Source organism: Rhizobium sp. BK176, assembly GCF_024808055.1.
The window spans coordinates 1,352,250-1,370,079 of sequence record NZ_JANUBV010000001.1; the positions used below are offsets into that span (position 1 = coordinate 1,352,250).

General features: G+C 62.3%; 20 protein-coding genes. 12 read left to right on the forward strand and 8 right to left on the reverse strand.

The window, feature by feature from the left end:
* Position 1 precedes the first annotated feature (1 nt).
* Together FHT76_RS07415 and FHT76_RS07420 are read right to left on the reverse strand one after the other, a co-directional pair.
* Positions 2-1,588: a type II secretion system protein GspD gene (locus FHT76_RS07415; protein WP_259185153.1), complete on the reverse strand. Its 1,587-nt coding sequence runs from the start codon at positions 1,586-1,588 to the stop codon at positions 2-4.
* Positions 1,518-2,000 carry a hypothetical protein gene (locus FHT76_RS07420; protein WP_259185154.1) on the reverse strand — a complete coding sequence of 161 codons (483 nt, stop codon included), beginning with the start codon at positions 1,998-2,000 and terminating at the stop codon, positions 1,518-1,520. The genes FHT76_RS07415 and FHT76_RS07420 overlap by 71 nt, the downstream gene beginning before the upstream one ends.
* A gap of 129 nt (positions 2,001-2,129) precedes the next feature.
* Here FHT76_RS07420 and FHT76_RS07425 point away from each other — a divergent pair, with 129 nt between their 5' ends.
* The 7 genes from FHT76_RS07425 to FHT76_RS07455 all read left to right on the forward strand — a co-directional run bounded on the left by FHT76_RS07425 (position 2,130) and on the right by FHT76_RS07455 (position 7,853).
* Positions 2,130-3,569 carry a hypothetical protein gene (locus FHT76_RS07425; protein WP_259185155.1) on the forward strand — a complete coding sequence of 480 codons (1,440 nt, stop codon included), beginning with the start codon at positions 2,130-2,132 and terminating at the stop codon, positions 3,567-3,569.
* On the forward strand, positions 3,566-4,045 hold the full coding sequence (locus FHT76_RS07430) for a hypothetical protein (protein ID WP_259185156.1): 480 nt from the start codon (positions 3,566-3,568) through the stop codon (positions 4,043-4,045). The genes FHT76_RS07425 and FHT76_RS07430 overlap by 4 nt, the downstream gene beginning before the upstream one ends.
* A gap of 84 nt (positions 4,046-4,129) precedes the next feature.
* Positions 4,130-4,981, forward strand: coding sequence for a hypothetical protein (locus FHT76_RS07435; protein ID WP_259185157.1), 852 nt, complete (start codon positions 4,130-4,132; stop codon positions 4,979-4,981).
* Between the two features lie 2 nt (positions 4,982-4,983).
* Positions 4,984-5,823 (forward strand): hypothetical protein, encoded by an 840-nt coding sequence (locus FHT76_RS07440; protein WP_259185158.1) that lies wholly within the window; start codon positions 4,984-4,986, stop codon positions 5,821-5,823.
* A 111-nt stretch (positions 5,824-5,934) separates the two neighbouring features.
* Positions 5,935-6,441: an outer membrane protein gene (locus tag FHT76_RS07445; protein ID WP_259185159.1), complete on the forward strand. Its 507-nt coding sequence runs from the start codon at positions 5,935-5,937 to the stop codon at positions 6,439-6,441.
* Between the two features lie 69 nt (positions 6,442-6,510).
* Positions 6,511-7,260, forward strand: a complete 750-nt coding sequence (locus tag FHT76_RS07450; RefSeq protein ID WP_259185160.1) for a ScpA family protein — start codon at positions 6,511-6,513, stop codon at positions 7,258-7,260.
* Positions 7,257-7,853 carry an SMC-Scp complex subunit ScpB gene (locus FHT76_RS07455; RefSeq protein WP_259185161.1) on the forward strand — a complete coding sequence of 199 codons (597 nt, stop codon included), beginning with the start codon at positions 7,257-7,259 and terminating at the stop codon, positions 7,851-7,853. Before FHT76_RS07450 ends, FHT76_RS07455 begins: the two co-directional genes overlap by 4 nt.
* Here FHT76_RS07455 and FHT76_RS07460 read toward each other — a convergent pair.
* The 3 genes from FHT76_RS07460 to FHT76_RS07470 are packed head-to-tail and all read right to left on the reverse strand — an operon-like array spanning position 7,850 to position 9,491.
* On the reverse strand, positions 7,850-8,638 hold the full coding sequence (locus FHT76_RS07460; RefSeq protein ID WP_259185162.1) for a hypothetical protein: 789 nt from the start codon (positions 8,636-8,638) through the stop codon (positions 7,850-7,852). The genes FHT76_RS07455 and FHT76_RS07460 overlap by 4 nt on opposite strands.
* The gene (locus tag FHT76_RS07465) at positions 8,635-9,045 is read right to left on the reverse strand and encodes a cyclic-phosphate processing receiver domain-containing protein (protein WP_259185163.1); all 411 of its coding nucleotides are present in this window, start codon (positions 9,043-9,045) and stop codon (positions 8,635-8,637) included. Before FHT76_RS07465 ends, FHT76_RS07460 begins: the two co-directional genes overlap by 4 nt.
* Positions 9,042-9,491, reverse strand: a complete 450-nt coding sequence (locus tag FHT76_RS07470) for a YkvA family protein (protein ID WP_259185165.1) — start codon at positions 9,489-9,491, stop codon at positions 9,042-9,044. Before FHT76_RS07470 ends, FHT76_RS07465 begins: the two co-directional genes overlap by 4 nt.
* A gap of 119 nt (positions 9,492-9,610) precedes the next feature.
* Here FHT76_RS07470 and FHT76_RS07475 point away from each other — a divergent pair, with 119 nt between their 5' ends.
* From FHT76_RS07475 to FHT76_RS07485, 3 genes are all read left to right on the forward strand, one after another.
* Positions 9,611-10,618 carry a hypothetical protein gene (locus FHT76_RS07475; protein WP_259185166.1) on the forward strand — a complete coding sequence of 336 codons (1,008 nt, stop codon included), beginning with the start codon at positions 9,611-9,613 and terminating at the stop codon, positions 10,616-10,618.
* 11 nt (positions 10,619-10,629) lie between these two features.
* On the forward strand, positions 10,630-12,450 hold the full coding sequence (locus FHT76_RS07480; RefSeq protein ID WP_259185167.1) for an LPD1 domain-containing protein: 1,821 nt from the start codon (positions 10,630-10,632) through the stop codon (positions 12,448-12,450).
* Positions 12,451-12,539: 89 nt separating this feature from the next.
* Complete coding sequence (locus tag FHT76_RS07485; protein WP_259185168.1) at positions 12,540-13,247, forward strand: hypothetical protein; 708 nt, start codon at positions 12,540-12,542, stop codon at positions 13,245-13,247.
* Between the two features lie 31 nt (positions 13,248-13,278).
* On the opposite strand, the gene FHT76_RS07490 is transcribed toward FHT76_RS07485, so the two are convergent.
* Both FHT76_RS07490 and FHT76_RS07495 read right to left on the reverse strand, forming a co-directional pair.
* Positions 13,279-13,779: a hypothetical protein gene (locus tag FHT76_RS07490; protein ID WP_259185169.1), complete on the reverse strand. Its 501-nt coding sequence runs from the start codon at positions 13,777-13,779 to the stop codon at positions 13,279-13,281.
* A gap of 14 nt (positions 13,780-13,793) precedes the next feature.
* Positions 13,794-15,617 (reverse strand): ATP-dependent metallopeptidase FtsH/Yme1/Tma family protein, encoded by a 1,824-nt coding sequence (locus FHT76_RS07495; RefSeq protein ID WP_259185170.1) that lies wholly within the window; start codon positions 15,615-15,617, stop codon positions 13,794-13,796.
* Between the two features lie 103 nt (positions 15,618-15,720).
* Here FHT76_RS07495 and FHT76_RS07500 point away from each other — a divergent pair, with 103 nt between their 5' ends.
* Both FHT76_RS07500 and FHT76_RS07505 read left to right on the forward strand, forming a co-directional pair.
* Positions 15,721-16,683, forward strand: a complete 963-nt coding sequence (locus FHT76_RS07500; RefSeq protein ID WP_259185171.1) for an MYG1 family protein — start codon at positions 15,721-15,723, stop codon at positions 16,681-16,683.
* A 65-nt stretch (positions 16,684-16,748) separates the two neighbouring features.
* Complete coding sequence (locus FHT76_RS07505) at positions 16,749-17,399, forward strand: hypothetical protein (protein ID WP_259185172.1); 651 nt, start codon at positions 16,749-16,751, stop codon at positions 17,397-17,399.
* Here FHT76_RS07505 and FHT76_RS07510 read toward each other — a convergent pair.
* Entirely contained in the window at positions 17,383-17,787 is a 405-nt protein-coding gene (locus FHT76_RS07510) for a hypothetical protein (protein WP_259185173.1), read from the reverse strand. The two genes, FHT76_RS07505 and FHT76_RS07510, sit on opposite strands and share 17 nt — an antisense overlap.
* Positions 17,788-17,830: the final 43 nt, after the last annotated feature.

Here is a 17,830-nt window from a genome sequence, read left to right on the forward strand (position 1 = left end):
ATCAGTGCTCCCTGTCGTAGACCGTCACGGTCGGGCGCAGGATGATGAACAGCGCGTTGCGCTGGACCTGCTTGCTGTCGCTGCCGAACCGCTTTCCGGTGCCTTCCAGCGCGTTGCGGATAACGGTCGGCTCGTTGCCGTTCGTCGTGTCGCTGTCGTACTGGAGACCGCCGATGACGACCGTCTTGCCTGCCTGCACCTGAACCAGGTCCTTCATGTTCTGCTTCTGGACCAGCGGTTGGGTCAGCGTGCCGATGTCGTTGCCGGCCTTCAGCTCGACGAAGGACAGAATCTGGTTGAGGTCGACTTCGACATCCACGGTCACGACCTGGGCGTCGCTATCGTAGAGCGGGTTGAGCGTGAGCTTCAGGCCCGTTTCGACGGTGTCGGTGTCGCTCGATCCCACGGTGTTGTCGCCGCCCGTGTTGGTAGAGGAGACGCCCTTGACGTAGGGGACTTCCTGACCGGACTGGAGGGTGACTTCCGATCCTGAAAGGGTCTTGAGGCTGACGTGCTGGGTGACGTTCGTGTGTCCGAAGGTGGACAGGAACTTCACGGCGCTGCCGATCGTCAACGCGCCGTAGGTGCCGAAGACGTTGCCAAGGTTGGTGCGGTTAAGCGACAGGCCCTTGCCGACCAGCGAGATGACGGTACCCGGGACGCCGGTGACCGAGTCGCTTGTGCTTCCGTCGGTTCCCGTTGACGTGCCGGTGCCGGTGGTCGTTCCAGTAGACGTTGATGTGCCCGTGCCGGTGCCCGTTCCCGTCGACGGCGAGGTTCCTGCGCTCGTCGAGTCGAACGCGATCTTGAAGGCGTCCCAGTCGAAGCCGACTTCTGAGGAGTCGTTGAGCGACAGCGAGACCACGGCGACCTGCATGTTGACGACCGCGAGGTTGCGGGACATGCGGTCGAGGAACGGACCGATGAGGTCCTCCTGCGTGCTCGGAGAGGCCGTGTACATGATCTTGCCGCCGCGCAGCGAGGTCACGATGTTCTTGGCACCGAGCGATTCGATTTCCTTGGAGACGGACTCGAGGACGTCCTTGTTCTGCGGCAGCGAGAGAGAGTAGCGCTGCTGGTCGGACAGGTAGATCATGCCGTCCTGATACCAGGCGACGAGGCCCATGCCGTTCTTCAGAGCCGACATCAGCTCGCCGACATTCCCCTGGAAGCTGAGGAAGGGGAGCTTCTTCTGGAGGATCGTGTCTTCCTGGGTCGGGTTCGACCACTGGAAGGTGACCTGGAGACCGACCGAGCTCAGGGCCTGCGAAAGGCCGGCGAGCGTCGATTCGTGGTTGCTCGGAAAAAGCAGGTCGATCGGCATGCGCTCGATGTGCGCCGGGATCGGCGGACGGTCGGCGACGGCCTTCATCGAAGACGCCGGAACGACGATGCGCTCGACCGGGATCGTCGCGTCTTCCGTGAACTTCGCGATCGCGGACGCCTGCGCCTGACGGATGTCCGGCAGTTCCTTCGCCTTCGGCAGCTGCGAGGCGCAGCTCGTCAGGAGAGAGGTGCTAGCGAGTGCAGCGAGCGACGCTTTGTGGATCGTCTTTCGGAACCTTGAAAAGAATGTCGTTCGAGTCACGGTACAAAGCCTCTTTGTTTACGCAGGAGATGAATGTCGAGCCTTCCGGGATGGATGAAGCCTTGACTTCCTCTTCCGTTTTCTTGGTCTGGCCGTTGGCTGGTTGCCCGTTCGCGCCCGGCGCTGCCGCCGTGCCGATGTTCTGGGCGACGAGATCGATGCGCTTGCGCAGCTTGATCTCGAGGGTCGCCTGGGACTCGTTGACCCTCTTCATGATGTCGTTCTTCAGTTCGGGTTCCAGTTCCCGAAATATGATGCGCGTGCGTTCATCAAGGCGGGCTTGTTCTTCAGCCCACGACGGAGGTGCTACGAACGGGTTTCCCCGCTCGATCTCCTGGGCTGTCGAAAAGCCTGTCTGGAACACGGTCGCAGCTAGAAAGGCCGCCGCCCATGTCTTGCGATAATTTTTCATGGGTCGGAACTTGCCTCTCTCTGCTTTCCCATTCCATGATGATGGTTAGAACTCGCCATCGCGGTCAAGCACTCCGGTGTCAAATAATTTGGCCAATTCGATGCCTCAAAGGTGACGGAACATTACCGAATGAATACCGTTGATCAATTGCGTAGCGATATCAGTGTGTTGTCTGCGCATGCTGTCGTAAAAGAGCGCGAATTCACAAGGCGTCGCGACGAGATTGCGGGCGTTCTGAAGGCGAAAAAGAAAGAACTCAATGATACGCGCGCGCTCGCGTCGGCGGCGTTGTTTCCTCCGATAATGAAAGAACTCGTGCTGGTGCGTAAGCTGTGGGCGGTTCTCTTCAAGGGCAAGGCGTCGAAACTGGCGGAAAAGGCCAACGGGTTCGAGGACGAGGTGCGCAAGCTGATCGCGACGGGTCGGACGGCCGAGCAGTCGCGCAAGGCGATGGCCGCGGTTTCCGGCCGTCTGAAGCGGATGCATGGTGAAATCGCGGACCTCGACCACCCGCCGCGGGAAATCTCGGCAAAGCTCGCGGTCGTCGCCGCCAAGATCGCGGGCTTGGTGAGGAAGAAAGACGCCAAGGCGATCGTCGAAGCCGCTCGCGAGCTGGTCGTTTGCGTCGACGCCTGGTCGAAAGCCGGCAAGATCGCCCGACAGTCCGGCGCAGCCGACAACGCGGCCGGACGAATCTGGTTGCCCATCCCCTTCTCCATGCAGTCCCAGGCCGTCGCCCTTGGAGCGAAGCAGGACATGAGCATCAAGGGTGCCAGCCGTTTCTTCGTCAACGTCGGAGAACCCCTCGCGCGCTTCAATTCGCTGCTGCCGCATTCCTTCCGGGCGAACCCGCCGAAACTGTCGTTCTCGACGATACGCGCCACGGCCCACCGCCAGAATATCCACTCGTTCATGGACAGCTTGAGCTGGGACCATATCCGCAACGTCAACTATTCCATGACCGGTCGGCGCTGCATCCTCTGCGGCAAGCAAAGCGGCAATCTCGTTCGCAAGCTCGAGCCCGACAAGCCGAACAAGGTCGGTACTGTCGAGTGCCACGAAGTGTGGAGTTTCTCCCGCCCCGATCCCGATATTCCGGTAGGGTTGCAGGTTTTGCAGCGCCTTATTGTCGTTTGCTTCGACTGCCATATGTGCTTCCACGATGACATCGCGAGAGCCAAGGCTCTGAAGGTCGGAGACGAGAAACTCGAACGTGAAATCGCGGATTATCTCGTCGAGCGTCGAGCTGGCCTTACGCACGCCAGCCAGGAGGACGTCAAACTGGAGATGCGGGCGGAGCAGGAACGGCTTGCCGACCACAAGGACGTCACCACCTGGATTGTCGACCTGTCGAAGCTCGCAAAGCAGGATTATATGTATGGCCAGACTCCGATTCTCCTTTCCTCGAACCCGGCGGGCGTGAAGGCTTCGCAGCTGGCCGGCATCACGTTCCTGGACGAATCCGGTCGTGTACATCCTACCGTAAACCCGGAACGGTTATATCAGGAAACAGCCTCGCGCTGGATCACCCAACCTGAACCGACATTCAAAGTGGTGGCAAATCGATGACAATCATGGACTACGGCGACCGCAGCATACTCGGCATCGTACAGAGGCTGCGCGACAGCGACGAAGACGTCCGCGTTCTCGACGCGCTGGTCTGGCTGCATCTCGGATGCGACTATCCGATGGTGCGCTGGCAGGCGTCACCCATAGACCCCAACCATCCGGTCAACGGCTTCACGATGGCAAGGGCCATGGACCTTGGCTACCACGGCGTCCACAGCGCCTTCTCGGTCCCCGCGCTGACGGCCGACATCGGCGCGGCTTACCGGATTTTCTCGCTGTGGTTTCCCGAAGCCACGCTTGACCTGAGCACGGGCGGCGGCGCGATCCTCCATCGTGCGACGCTGACAGACGGCAGCGCGGGGACGCACGTCGGGGAGTCGGTCATTTCGGGCGCTGCCGCGCTGTGCGCCGCCCTGCTCATGGCCTCAGCCTGCGTTGCGCGCCCCGCCTTCCCGCCTGCCCGGATCGAAGGGTGAAAAAGTCGCCGGTTTCGCAAGACCCCGATTGACGACCCTGTTCATCCAACTGACCATTGGAGGTGAAATGAAACGGAGACCCCGATGACCAAACTGACCGCCATGAAGGAAATCAGCGAATACGATAGCTCGATGTTGGCGGAATCGACGGGCATAGACATCGTCACCATCCACATGGTCGAGCATGGCATCGTCCCCGTTCACTACGACCACGCCGACGCGATGTGCCAGGCGATGGATGTCTCCCTGACGGAGATGTTTCCGTCCATCTCCGAAATCCTGACGCTCTCCGATGCCCTCGACACTGAGGCCGAAGTTCAGGAGCTCTTCTTCGAACCCGCCAACAAGATGGCGATCCGCTCGGCTGGCCTCGATCCGGACCTGCGCGACTGGATCATGATCGTGGACCTGCGCTCGGCCAACGAACGCCGTTACCGCCTGTCTTCCATGGAAATGGACAAGGTGAAGAACGCGCTTGTCTCCGCGAAGGATGCCGACGGCTACATCTGCTTCTACTCCGATTGCCAGCAGGTCATCATCAAGAAGAACGCCATCTCGGAAGTGGCCTTCGTCGTGGGAGCCTCCTATGCGCAGTTCAGCTCCCGCGAGCGTGCCTACGCGGCCACGATGGTCTTCGAGGGAAGCGCGCGTCCTGAGGTTGTGGGTCTGCATCCGGACGGCGGCGAAGACGGCGAGGGTGATCGCCCGTTCGCCACCCTCCTTGACGCGGCTCTGAACGGCCGCGACCTGCCGCCGTTCTTCCAGGTCGAGACCGAGGACGACGGCGAGGAACGCTTCGTTTCCGTCCACGGCCTGGAAGTCATCGAAATCCCGATGGGCGTGCTCTTCAGCGAAATCTATTCGCAGAACACAGATGCCCGCTATGTCGGTCCGGATTCCGGTCTGGCCGGCATGGACGCACAGGGCGAGGCCTGAGAGTGGCGGCACCGACGCTGAAGCTTGCACTCTCAAGGACAGGCGGCCAGCGTCCGGTGCCGCTTGGCCAGTGGGACCTTTTCCTTCCGGCCGTCAACGCCCTGGCCGACGGCACCCTGTGTCGGTGGCCGACCGCGATCCCCGCCAGCTACGAGCTTTGCCGCCGCGTCGATCACGATTGCCGCGAAGCCGCTTGGGACGGCCTTCTGGCGGTCTCAGGCTCCGGGGCCTGGATCGATCGTTTTTCGCGGACGATGGCGGCGACAGACCTCGAACTGGTAGCGCGCGATTACGCCGTCCTCGAGGCGGCGGTCTCGGTCATGGACCTCGCGACGGGCCTCGTCGACGCGATCCGCAACGCCGCGGTCGCCGATCCCGGCGGCCCGGCGCTTCACCCGCTCGCGGATGCCGAGGCACCGGACGTCAACATGCCGTTCGGCTTCGCCGTTTCCGTCGCCCGCTGGAAAGGCGTCAACCCGAAGGCTTTCGTTGATTTCGCGGTCGGCAGCGGCTCGCCAGACGCGGAGGCCTTCCTCGAAACGGTGATCCGTCAGCCTTCGAAATGGTTCAAGGACATATCGGCGCTCGAGGCGTCTCTCCTGCGGCTTGCGGCCGACCGTGACGTCGAGGCGTTCAGGATCGCCGTCGCCGACTGGAACGCGCTCCAGGACGTCTCGATCAGGATGCCCAACCGGGATGTCCTCGTTCCCGCGCTCTGGGCCAGATCGGAAGACGCCGTCTACTGGGGTGACGAGTTCCTCGATTCCGCTCGCGAACTGGTGCGCTCCCTGCTCGCCGACCGCTGGTCATGGTGGCCCGAAGACTTCGTCGTCGTTCGCTAGAGGCAAGTATAGAGTCTTCAATTTGGTGATTGACTTGCTGAAGTATTGGTCCCAGACTTTTCAATACATGATCGTCATGTCTTCCATTTATCCCACGAAAGGGTCCAATTCATGAAGAAACTGCTTCTCGCTTCGGTATTCGCCGTCGTCGGCGCGTTGAACGTCCATGCTGCGGACTTCGGTGGCGCATACGTTGGCGGTGAACTCGGCTATTCCAAGGCCGACGACGTCAAGGGCTTCGACGGCGGCATCACGGCCGGCTACGGTGTCGAGATGGGCAAGTGGTACATCGGCGGCGAACTCGGCGGCGGTCTCAGCAAGGCCGACGGCAACGACGTCGAGAAGAAGTACTACTACTCCGGCGCTGCCCGCCTCGGTTACAAGGCCACCGACAAGGTCCTCGCCTACGGTGTCCTCGGACTCGAAGGTGCCAAGTTCGACAACGGTCCGTCTTCGGCCCGCGACTGGGGCTACAAATACGGCGTCGGTGTCGAAACTTTCGTGAAGGACAATGTCACGGTTCGCGGCCAGGTGGACTACATCGACTGGCAGGGCGAGAAGGGCCTCCCGGGTGATGGCGAGTGGCGCACCAGCCTCGGCGTCGCATACCACTTCTAGTCGGACGGACGCGTCCGCGATGGCGAGGGGGAGGCTTTGGCTTCCCCCTTTTCGGTTTCAGGGGGTGACATGGATTTTTCGGAAGACACGCAGCAGTCGCCAGACGACGTTTTCGTCCTGCGCTTCGAGACCTGGGAAGGCCCGATCGAGGCTTTGCTCGATCTCGCCAAGGCACAGAAGGTCGACCTGTCGAAAATCGATATCCTCAACCTCGTCGCCCAGTTCGACGCCGTCATCGGCCGGGCGCTGTCGCTGCGCATCGAGCTTGCCGCCGACTGGCTGGTCATGGCCGCATGGCTGGCCTACCTCAAGTCACGCCTGTTGCTGCGCCGTCCCAGGGAGCGCGAGCGTGCCATCGAGGACGACGATGTCCTCGCCTTCCATCTCAAGCGCCTGAACGCCGTCAGGACATTGGCTGAGAAACTTCCCGCCGGCCTTGTCCTTGGAAGGGACTGGTTCGGCCCGTCCGGCGCGTCCGAGCAGGCCGTCAGGGGGAACACCCTGACATCCGATTTCCACGCCTTCCTTTCGAGCTACCCCGTCGTCAAAAGGGTGGATGCCGTCACCGACGTCGCTCCCGACCTCAAGCCGTTCGATCTCGCGTCGGTCGACGCGGCTCTCACCTACCTTGCCGAAAGAATGCCCGCGGACTGGATCGAGCTGCTGCGTCTTGTACCCTACGCCGAGGGAATCCGGCTGCGTTCCAACATCGCGTCGAACCTGATCGCGTCGCTCGAGATGGCGCGCGACGGCCACGCCGAGGTCGAGCAGGCTTCTGGCGTCGACCCGGTCATGGTTCGAAAGAGGAAGCGCGCATGATCGATCCTTCGTCCCTTCTGTCCGACAAGACCCTCATCGAGACCCTGATCCTTTCCTCGTCGGCTCCCGTCGGCGAACCGGAGATCGCCGCGCGGCTCGGTTACAGCCCCGACATCAGAAGGATCGTGGACGAGCTCAACGACGACTACGAGGAGCGGGGCATCTCGATCGTCGAGGTCGCCAACGGCCGCTGGGCGGCGCGGACACGGCCAGAATGCTCCGATCTCTCGCGCGCGTTCGCCAACAGGCTGCTGAAGATGTCGAGGGCCGGTTACGAGACACTGGCCGTCATCGCCCTGTTCCAGCCTGTCACGCGCAGCGAGATCGAACGGGTCAGGGGGGTGTCGCTGTCGCCTGGCACGCTGGAAGTGCTGATCTACGCGGGATTTGTTCGTCTCGGACCGCGCAGGGCCTCCCCTGGCAATCCGATGACGTTCCTGACCACTGAACACTTCCTGTTGCACTTCAACATCAGTTCGCTGGAGGCGTTGCCCGACCGCGAGGAGATGGCGTCGGCCGGCCTCCTTAGCGCCGAACGTGGGCTTTCGATCGGTGGGATAGCCGCGCCGTCGACGGCAGACACGGACGGCTAAAGTGTTTCGAAGCGGCCGTCGTTGAACTCGTCCCTGAGGCGAGCCCATCCCCTGCCGTCAGGCTCGACATAGACCGTCAGGACATCGCCCTCCTGAATCGGCCGGGACGTCTGGACGCTGACCTCTTCGCGCATGACGTCGTAATCGCTCCCGCGATTGAGATGTCTCACCTTGCGGACGCCGGGGAGCAGACCAGCCATGAAACCCCATAGGGATTGGCACCCGGACGCGCCAGGTGCGATCCGCAGATCGAACCCATCGCCGCGGATTTCGAGAGCACCGTCGCCCGGCGCGGCTTTTCCTTCCACGAGACGCAGGCCGGTCCGCCCGTGGGCGAACGACGGCGTGTCGGTCGCGATCTTCCCGTAAGAGGACAGGCATGTTCCGGTCGTCGGCCACCAGGAGGACGGAACGCTCGCCTGCGGCACGTGCCAATGGCGGACCACCCGCAGGCCGTCCATCTCAAGCACGTGGATCGGTCCTGCCATCATGGCGGCCCGTACCGAAATCCGGTTCTCCATCATCGCCTCTGCGACCTCCGGTGCGACCATCGGGCCGAACATCAGGTTGCCGCCGCGCTCCGCTGCTTTCTGCAGGAGAAGGAGCATAGGGCCGGCGTTGACGGAGAAGAAAACCGGTTCGTCGAATTCGTAGTAGACCTCGTGGATGTCGAGGTTGGCGCTTGTCCAACCCGGTCTGGATGGCCATTCGGTCGAAAAGGTTTCCGGTGCTCCGGGAACCTTGGAGGAGAGGGCGTCTGCGAATGCCTTGCGGAGATATCTCATGGGCCGTTGCCGGGCGCTGCGTTCCTGGCTTTGAATTCTAGGTAGTTGTCGATGAGTCCGCGGATGTTGGCGCGGCCGATGGGGTTTCCGGAGTGGACTTCGAAAGCGAAGTCAGCAGGGAAGGGAGCGCCGTCCATGTCGCGCTCGATCAGCCAGTGCGCGACCGCGATGGCGTCCTTTCCGTCTCCGAGGTCGTGGTCGAAGGAAATGAACGACGGCATGCCGAGTTCTTCCACGATCGCGATCGCCTCGTCGGCGCTACGGGCAAGCACCCAGTCTCCCAGATACGCCGTCTCCGGAACCGATGATGGCAGGTTCATGCGTCGCCGCCAGCCGCCGTCCTCGACGGAAATCGCGGGGTTGCGCGCGCCGTCGCAGTCGTCGTCGATAAACAGCTTCCAGCTCATGCGGACACCGCCTGCGGAGCGTTGCCGGCAGGCTCTCCCCGTAAGGAAGCCAGCGAGGCGGCGGCTTTCTGTCTGTGGTCGTCGGTCACGTGCGACGAGACGAGCTTGAGGACGACCATCAGCGCGGTGACGTCGTCGGTATAGCCGATCACCGCCAGGAAGTCGGGTATGACGTCGAGCGGCAACACGAGGTAGAGAAGGGTGGCACCGATCCCGATCCTGACTTTCGACGGGGTCTTTTTATCGGCCGCGCAGTAATACATCGCCAGGACGTCGTCCATGAATGGCATACGGCCGGTCGCGCGCTTCATCGCCTTCGCGACACTGTCGGCGCTCGGTAGCAGCGAGGTGGCGGATGCGATCCGGCTCTTCAATTTCGAGGCCTTCGAGGTCTCAGTTGCCATCGACGGGTCCTCCTTCGAACCCTGGATAAATATAGACGCCATTGGATTTTCCCGCAAGACCGCGCGATGCCATCCCGGTGGCGTCCTCCTCTTGCTCGTTGCATTGTCCCGCCCGATGGTATTGATAGGAAACGGCCGCCGAGCGGCAAACGGAGTTACTCATGCCGATCGACGATCGCAAGTTCAGGTTCGCCCCTCACTGCACTCTGGCTTCTCTCGCCTACGTCAACCCGATCGTTGGTGGCCGCTGGCAGGCCACCAACGACGGCGGCGACGTCAGCGTGCTCACGGAGGCCGACTTCAACCGCCGTTGCCAGTTGATCGCCGCCGCAGACCACGGCGAGGGCGTCTATTCCATCGTCGCGCCGACGGAACTTGGCGTCGTCAGGAAGTACGTCCTGAATACCGAAGACAAGACGGTCTCTCTCGAGGGGTTCGAGGAACCGATCGCGCTCGACGAATTCCGCAAGATGGCGGTGCGCGCGACTGCGGACGGTCGAATTCTCGCTTCGTTCGCCGAAACCCTCAGCAAGCAGATGGACAAGTGCAAGGAAAGCAGGCTTGCGGACGACCACCTTATGGACATCCGGGAGATGGCCACCGTTTACGGAGATTCCACGGACCGTTTCGAACTCCTGGAACACCACATGTACAACGTCGACAGCGGTGAACTGTCAGACGGGCTCGATTTCATGGCGGTCATGGCGAAGATCAGCGCCATCGGCAATCCGGCCGGTCCGACCCACAAGCGCTTCGGTCTGGACCAGGTGGTGGAAGGCTGGCACGAGGTCCGCGAACATCCGAATTACATGAAAACCCAGGTCCGTTACCTGTTCGACATGTTCATGCGCGACATGCTCGGCAACTTTCCGGACGACCGCGTCACGATGATCTGCGCACAGTCCGGAACGGAGGAAGCGCACTTCTCGGAGAAGCTCGAGGAAGCCGGCTTCGATCTCGCCGGAATGCTGCCTCCCTTCGAGGGGCGTAACGCGCTGACCGGATACAGGACCGGCGACGTGGCGTTCCACAGGGCGAAGGGCGTCGATGTCGTGGTGTTCAACGACTTCATGGGGACCTATGCCTATGCCTGGCCGACCGAAGAAGGCGGCAAGCTCGAGATGCCGGCCGCGACGACCGGACTGCAGATCGGCGGCTTCAAATTCTAAGGACGGACGTCATGGAGGAAGAGCGCAAGCGCAAGATCGACGACGCCGGCGAGAAGATCGGCGGAGCAAGGAAGGACTGGGCGCGCGAGCGCATGGCGAAGGCCGATGTCGACGAGATGACCGACGTCGAGCGCGTCGAGCACATCCAGAAGGACAACGTCTGGCCGAAACCCGATTACGCCGCGCTCGTGGAAGCGGGGATGTCGCCCGAAGCCGCCGCCCAGATCAAGGTGATCCGCGACAGGATCGCCAAGGCCCCTGCTGTGTCGCGCCGCCGCGAGCACTCCACCACGCTCGTCTGGTACTACGAGACCCTTTCGGCCGTCGGCGCGTATCTCGAAGGTTGCAAGACGCTCGACGAGGTGATGGGCGCTCAACGCGTCCTCGACGAGACCATCGCCCGTCGCTCGGACAGGCAGTATCATTCCGCTGAAGGGCGAGACCGTTTCGACGTCATCAGGCGTGGTCGGCACAACCCGCTCTATTGCCCGCTCGACGACAAGACAAAGATCGCCGCCCTTCTGAACCAAGGTTTTCCTGGTGACGTTCCGCCATGGCGCAGGGGACATGTGGTCAAGAAACACGGCAGCAGCCGCGACGATTTCATCGTCGTCAAGGGCAAGTGGATCGTCGGAAAGGGCTTTTCTTCCGAGCAAGAGGCTCTCGACTGGTTGAAGAACAACTGGGAAGAGGCCAGGGCCGCGACCAGGACCGGAACCAAGAAGACCCCTGATCGTCCGCACCTTGATCGCGTCGAGCGTGTCGGTCTCTCGGACAGGCGCGGAGGGGAGGATGTCTCCCCGCAGACCTTCCTCGACGTCTTCGGCTTCAGAGGCGTACAGTTCGGGGATTGGTTGCCTGACGACGAGAGACAGCTCGTTCTCAACCACGGATACGATGCCCTTATGGACCTCGCCGAGGCCATCGGCTTCACGCCGGGCCAGCTCTCTCTCGATGGCACGCTCGCCATCGCCTTCGGCGCGCGCGGTCTTGGCGGCGCGCATTCCGCGCACTACGAACCCGGCCAACGGGTGGTCAATCTGACAAGACTAAGCGGCGCTGGCGCTCTGGCGCATGAATGGGGCCATGCCCTCGACCACATGCTCGGCGACGGCTCCAAGGCGGCGCTCGAAATACCGAGCCTCACCGGCTGGCGCACCCGTATCCACAACTGCCGTGGGGTTCTGGCCCATCGCGGAGAAGCGCTCGCGACAGCCGCTCAGGGAGTCCTCAGGTCTCTCTATTTCCGTCCGAAAACGAGGCAAGAGGCGCTAGCGGAAGCCGAGAAGAACATCGCAGGCTTCCAGCAGAGTGTTGCTTCATGGGAGAAGTCGATAGATTCCTACCTCGCAAAGGCCGAGGAAGCCGGAGTGAAACCCAACGCCGCGCACGTCAAAAAGCTCGTGAAGGGCAAAAGCGGTCAGGAGAAGGGCCTCAAGCAGTGGGAGGCGACACGCGACTTCGCCCTGTCCCGCTCGGAATTCCACGACTTCGGCGACGAACCGAACCAATTCTATACGGAGGCCGCCAAGATCAGCGGCAGCGGCGGATACTGGGCGCGGCCGAACGAGCTCTTCGCGCGTGCCTTCGAGGCCGTGGTCACGGAAACGCTCAAGGAAACGTCGTCGTCCTCGACCTATCTGGTCGCCTGGGCCGACGCGCGCTTCTACCCGGAGGAACTCTACAAGGGCAATCCCTATCCCTCCGGCGACGACCTCGCGCGGTTGAGGACAAGCTTCGACGACCTGATCGGTCTTGTCGCCGACTTTGTCCCGGACATGTCGGCTGCTCCGCCTTTGAAGGCATCGAAAACAATAGTTCCGAAGATGTAAACGAAAATAGATTTGCGTTCCAAGTATTAATCGAGTATTTATTCGAATATTACTTGAGCGGAACTTGCCGTTCCGCATTCGGAGGAACAATGCAGGACAACGTCAAAACAAACCTGGACAGGGCCGTCGCGAAGATCAACGCCCTGATCAGGGAAGACATCATCGCCTGCGGCGAGAAGAACCTCAGCCTCGATTTCCTCTCCAATTCCTTCAGCTCGGCGATCTACAAACACGTCGCGGCGGTCGGCACCGCCGGCCAGCTCGCGATCCTTTCGGACGAAACGACACGCTCCGTGTCTCTCGCCGACAAGCCGGTCGATACCCGCAATGTCGCGACAGTCATCGCCTCCGCCACCTACGAGGCCCTGATGGACCGCATGCGTCCCAAGATGATCGAGATGGGCCGCGCCTTCAATAGGGGCAGGGTCATCGAGACACTCGCCGACATCGGCGCTGTCCTCGAGCGCGCATCGCTCGAAAACGATCCTGGTCTCGATCACGGCGCGCTGCGCGACGCCGCCCAGTTCGCGTCGTCGGTTGCTTCTTCCGGACTGCCTGCCGACTACACCAACCCGCTGTCCTACCTGCCTGTGGCGATGCGCGGCCTCGCCGACCGCCGCAAGGACAAGGCCCTCATTGCAAGGCTCGGCGAGCCGCTGGAACGTCTTGTCCGCCTTGCCGACCGTGCGGCCGACCTGGTTCATCTGAACGCCGTCGATCCGGAAGGCTTCAGGGAGTCTGTCGAAGACGAGCGAAATACGGTTCCGGCGAGCGCCGCGCCATCGCTCGCCGCCTGAAAGAGCGGGCTTCCTGGAATGGGCTTCTTGTTTAGAGGGCTGCTTCGGCGGCCCTGTATTCGTTCGTCCGTCTGGAATCGTGAATCGACTCGACGAGGCGCGCCGGCGTTCTAAACGCCAGCTCGCGATGCAGGACCTCGATCGCTTCCCGCAGCTTCCCGCCCGACACGTCGTTGAAGTCGAACTCCTGGTCGGTCAGGACCGACAGAAGCGCCATCTCCGATGAAGAGAGGCGGCCGTAGCCGACGACGCGCTGGCCCACGGCGTCGAAGAACCGCTGCGCCGCGACCGGCGTCTCGATGCCTTCGACATCGCCGTAGGCACCGTCCTTGGCGGCCGCGAGAACGGAAGGCTCGCTCCAGGACAGGCCGTCCAGCGACCACGTGCATTCGAAGTCGTGGACCGGATCGGCCTGGAAGTAGGCCCTGACATCCAGGTAGTCCTGGTCCGGTCCACGCGACATGGAAACATCCACATTGAAACCCTCGAGCGCTTTTGTGACGTCCTTGTGGAGTGTATTGATGCGGTCCATGGCGCTTGTTCCCTCTATGCCTCGACGAGTACCTTGATCTCCGGTCCCGTCAGGGTCTCGCGGTCCAGCAAGGCTTGTGCCACAGCTTCCAGCGCGGCACCGCGTTCGTCAAGCAGCCGCCGGGCGCGGTCGCATGCTTCGCAGATGAGGCGGTCGATCTCCGTTTCGGCGACCTCTCCGAAGCCGCGCTCTGTCTGGATGACCTTGCGCATGCCGATCCGCTCGCTCATGCCGTAGACCGTGACCATGGCGGTCGCCGTCTTCGTCGCTTCCTCGATGTCGGATGCGGCACCTGTGGTGATTTCGGACGCGCCGAAAATCTTCTCCTCGGCCATGCGGCCTGCGACCATGACATCGAGACGGGCGAGCAGGCGCGACATCGGAATGGCCTTCCATTCCTTCTCCGGCAACTGCATGACGTGGCCGAGCGACTGGGCGCGCGGAATGATCGTTGCCTGATGCACCGGATCGGTTCCCTTCGTCAGCGTGGCGACGACGGCGTGACCCGCTTCGTGGTAGGCCGTCAGCTTCTTTTCGAAGTCGTCGAGGATGGCCGTGCTGCGCTTGGCACCCATGAACACCTTGTCGCGGGCCTCGGAGAAGTCTGACTGGGTCAGCTCGACGCGACCGTCGCGGGCCGCGAACGCCGCCGCTTCGTTGACGATGTTCTCGATCTCGGCACCGGAAAAGCCCGGCGCGCCCCGTGCAACCACGTCGAGGTCGACGTCCTTGGCGATCTGCTTGCCCTTGATGTGGACGTCGAGGATTTTGCGGCGGTCGCCGAGGTTCGGCAGGCCCATGTAGACATGGCGGTCGAAACGGCCTGGACGCAGGATCGCGGGATCGAGGACGTCTATGCGGTTGGTCGCGCCGACGACGATCACGCCCGAACGCTTGCCGAAGCCGTTCATCTCGGTGAGAAGCTGGTTGAGGGTCGTGTCCTGTTCGCGGGAGACGTCGGAACCGGAGGCACCGCGGGCGCGGGCAAGGCTGTCGATCTCGTCAATGAAGATGATGCACGGGGCCATCTTCCGCGCCTTCTTGAAGAGCTTCTCGACTCGGTCGCGGCCGGTGCCGACGAACATGTTCGAGAACTCGCTGCCTGTCGTGTAGATGTATGATACCCCCGCCTCACCGGCCAGAGCCTCTGCGAGCAGCGTCTTTCCGGTGCCGGGAGGGCCGACGAGCAGTACCCCGCGCGGTGCCTTTGCACCCGACTTTTCGTAGGCTTCGGGATTGCGCAGGAAGGTCCTGATTTCCTCGAGTTCGAACTTGCTCTCTTCCTGACCTGCGACATCCGAAAAACGGACGCCGACGTTTTTTGCGACCGCTGGCCAGCTCGGATTGATGAAGCGCCGCGCGTTCATCAGCATGAAGGCACCGATCGACACGAACACCATGAGAAGGAGGACCTGAATGCCGATCTGGACGGCCATCAGCACGTAATCGCCGACCGTCGTGGTGTTGAGGTCCGGGAACGTGACCTGAATTCCCTTGCGGGCCAGCTGCTGCGGGAAGGTTTCGCCGGAGAAGCGCCTGTCGTGGTTCAGGATGAACGTGTCGCCCTTGGCGTCCTCGGCGACGAGCCTGGTCGTCGAGAATTCGACCTTCTTGAAGGTGTTGGCGTCGAGCAATTTCAGGAACTCGGTGAAGTCCACCGTCTTGGGTTCCTTGACCGGTTCCGACTTGACGGCTTCGGGGCCGGGAGCGAGCAGGATCGAGGTCAGGCTCAGGCTTCCCGCGGTCACCGAGACCGCCGACAACGCGCAGGCGAAAGCGAGGATTTTCCAGGGTTTCGTGTTCCTCAGTGCTTCCACGATCTTGCGCACTATACTCACAGGAACTTCCCTCCACGTCTTTCTTTACTCTTGGATAGTGTTCCCTTAGTTTGACGGTGGGGTCAACTTTTAAAATTAACGGACGATTAACGTTGGGGGCAAAATGAAGACGCCGATTCAGAGACTGATCACCCACTCCGGCTCCTTCCATGCCGACGACGTCTTGGCCACGGTCGTGCTGAGCAAACTCTTCCCCGAGGCTTCCGTCCTGCGCACCCGTGATCCGTCGGTCCTGACGGCGACGACGGCCTCCGACATCGTCTACGACGTCGGTTTCGAATACGACGCGGAACGCGGCCGTTACGACCACCATCAGCCCGGCCACCCGCTGCGCGAGGACGGGACCCCGTACTCGTCGTTCGGTCTCGTGTGGCGTCACCACGGCGCGGATTTCCTCAAGACGCTCTTCCCCCGCGAATCCGAGGCGATCTTGCGGGCGGTATGGGGCAACATCGACCGCCGTTTCGTCATCGACATCGATCGGGCCGACAACGGCTACGTTCCACCTGGAAGCGTCGCCTCTTCCTCGGAAACGACGCTGTCTCTGCTGGTCGAGGACTTCGTCGCTCCGTGGGACGACCCGGTCGGCGACAACGAGGCCCGCTTCTATGAAGCCGTCTCCGTCTTCGGCGGGATTTTCCGCAAGCGGGTCGCCCGTACCGTTTCTCTGGCGCGGGCGGAGGCGGCGGTCCTCGATGCCTTCCGGACGGCGGAGGACCCGCGGATCGTGGTGATCCCCGATTACATGCCGATCGGGTCCGTCATCCGAAAGCACGGCTTCGACGAGGCTCTCTATACGGTCGAGAGAAGCCGCAGCGGCGAGTGGTTCGTCACCTGCGTCAGGCCGGACGGCGAGCCATTTGGTCAGCGCAAGCCGCTGCCGCTGGAATGGGCGGGCCTGCGCGACGGCGACCTGGCTGAGGTGACAGGCATCGAAGACGCCGTCTTCTGCCACGTCAAGCGCTTCACCTGCGCGACCCGGTCACTGGAAACGGCGCTTCGGATGGCGAGGCTCGCCGTCGACTGGGAGCCGTCGCCGAATACCGTTCCGTCTTCCCGTCCGTGAACATTTTTTGTCTTGAATTACCGCGTGCGAAATACCAGACTTCAAATTGCACGGAGACATTCAAGATGAACGAGACGATTGCGAGACGAGACGAGCAACTGAGCCAACTGGTCGCCCTGCGCAACAGGTACAGGGAAATCTGCGAACTTCAGGCGGGCCGCCTCGAGGCGATCTCCATCGGCGACGTGCCGGACGACATCGCCGTCGGCGTCGAGCGCGTCGTGATGGTCGAGGAGACTTCCGTTATCGACGAGTTCGCGCGTCTTGCTGGCGAGTTCCCGGGCTATGCCGGGGAAGGGGTGCGGACAGTCTCGGTCACGCCACAGAAGCAGTCCTGGTTCCCGCTGCGCCGGCAGGCTGACGTCCTCGTCGAAGAGGAAGACCCGAGCGCCGCGGAAGCCCGCCTTCAGGACTCCAGGCTCGTCCATCTGGTCCTGTCGTTCACCGAGGACCTCAACGAACGTCGCGCCTCCCTCCAGCACGCTTCTTACACGATCAAGCGTGTCGTCGTCGGTCTCAACCAGTCGGCCGCCTATTCGATCTCCGAGGACGGCGCGCGCAAGATCGAACGCGAACGTCACCGTCTCGAAACGCTTGTCTCGCTCGTCGAACGGACGACCTCGGAGATCGTCGTCGCTTCACGGCGCGTCGGAGCGCTGGCACCTGCCGCCGAAACGGACGGCGAAGGTCCGGAACAGCTCAAGCTGGCTGGCTGATCGCCGAGCGCGAGAACTCCAGGAAATCGTCGCCCCACCGCAGGATGTCCATCCGGCCTTCGATGTCGGCGGGAAGCCAACGCCTGTGATCGGGCTTTTCCGCGAAATAGGAGAGCAGGAAGCCGCATACCGCCTGCCAGACGTAGTCGTCGTCGTTTTCGCGGGTCGCGGCCCAGTTCTCCAGCGCCTTGGCGATATCGGACAGCTTCGAATGCCTGCCGCCGTGACGCAGCCTTGTCCTGTAATATTCGTGGTGTACGCCGTAGGGGAACTCGGGCGGATACGCGCGTATTCCCGCCTCGAGAAGACGGCTCGAAATCTCGCGGACGAGAAGTTCGCGATGCGACATGGGTGCCGCGAACACGAGGTGCCTTGCCTGAACCTTCAATGCGCCACTCCACGACCGCCGATTCCCAAAGGATACAGCGCGT

Excerpts from the sequence above, each read along its gene's own strand:
- FHT76_RS07445 (WP_259185159.1), top strand. The coding sequence starts at position 5,935 with ATGAAGAAACTGCTTCTCGCTTCGGTATTCGCCGTCGTCGGCGCGTTG.
- FHT76_RS07490 (WP_259185169.1), bottom strand. The coding sequence starts at position 13,779 with ATGGACCGCATCAATACACTCCACAAGGACGTCACAAAAGCGCTCGAG.
- FHT76_RS07480 (WP_259185167.1), top strand. The coding sequence starts at position 10,630 with ATGGAGGAAGAGCGCAAGCGCAAGATCGACGACGCCGGCGAGAAGATC.
- FHT76_RS07450 (WP_259185160.1), top strand. The coding sequence starts at position 6,511 with ATGGATTTTTCGGAAGACACGCAGCAGTCGCCAGACGACGTTTTCGTC.
- FHT76_RS07500 (WP_259185171.1), top strand. The coding sequence starts at position 15,721 with ATGAAGACGCCGATTCAGAGACTGATCACCCACTCCGGCTCCTTCCAT.
- FHT76_RS07485 (WP_259185168.1), top strand. The coding sequence starts at position 12,540 with ATGCAGGACAACGTCAAAACAAACCTGGACAGGGCCGTCGCGAAGATC.
- FHT76_RS07420 (WP_259185154.1), bottom strand. The coding sequence starts at position 2,000 with ATGAAAAATTATCGCAAGACATGGGCGGCGGCCTTTCTAGCTGCGACC.
- FHT76_RS07430 (WP_259185156.1), top strand. The coding sequence starts at position 3,566 with ATGACAATCATGGACTACGGCGACCGCAGCATACTCGGCATCGTACAG.
- FHT76_RS07470 (WP_259185165.1), bottom strand. The coding sequence starts at position 9,491 with ATGGCGTCTATATTTATCCAGGGTTCGAAGGAGGACCCGTCGATGGCA.
- FHT76_RS07425 (WP_259185155.1), top strand. The coding sequence starts at position 2,130 with ATGAATACCGTTGATCAATTGCGTAGCGATATCAGTGTGTTGTCTGCG.
- FHT76_RS07460 (WP_259185162.1), bottom strand. The coding sequence starts at position 8,638 with ATGAGATATCTCCGCAAGGCATTCGCAGACGCCCTCTCCTCCAAGGTT.
- FHT76_RS07465 (WP_259185163.1), bottom strand. The coding sequence starts at position 9,045 with ATGAGCTGGAAGCTGTTTATCGACGACGACTGCGACGGCGCGCGCAAC.
- FHT76_RS07505 (WP_259185172.1), top strand. The coding sequence starts at position 16,749 with ATGAACGAGACGATTGCGAGACGAGACGAGCAACTGAGCCAACTGGTC.
- FHT76_RS07455 (WP_259185161.1), top strand. The coding sequence starts at position 7,257 with ATGATCGATCCTTCGTCCCTTCTGTCCGACAAGACCCTCATCGAGACC.
- FHT76_RS07435 (WP_259185157.1), top strand. The coding sequence starts at position 4,130 with ATGACCAAACTGACCGCCATGAAGGAAATCAGCGAATACGATAGCTCG.
- FHT76_RS07475 (WP_259185166.1), top strand. The coding sequence starts at position 9,611 with ATGCCGATCGACGATCGCAAGTTCAGGTTCGCCCCTCACTGCACTCTG.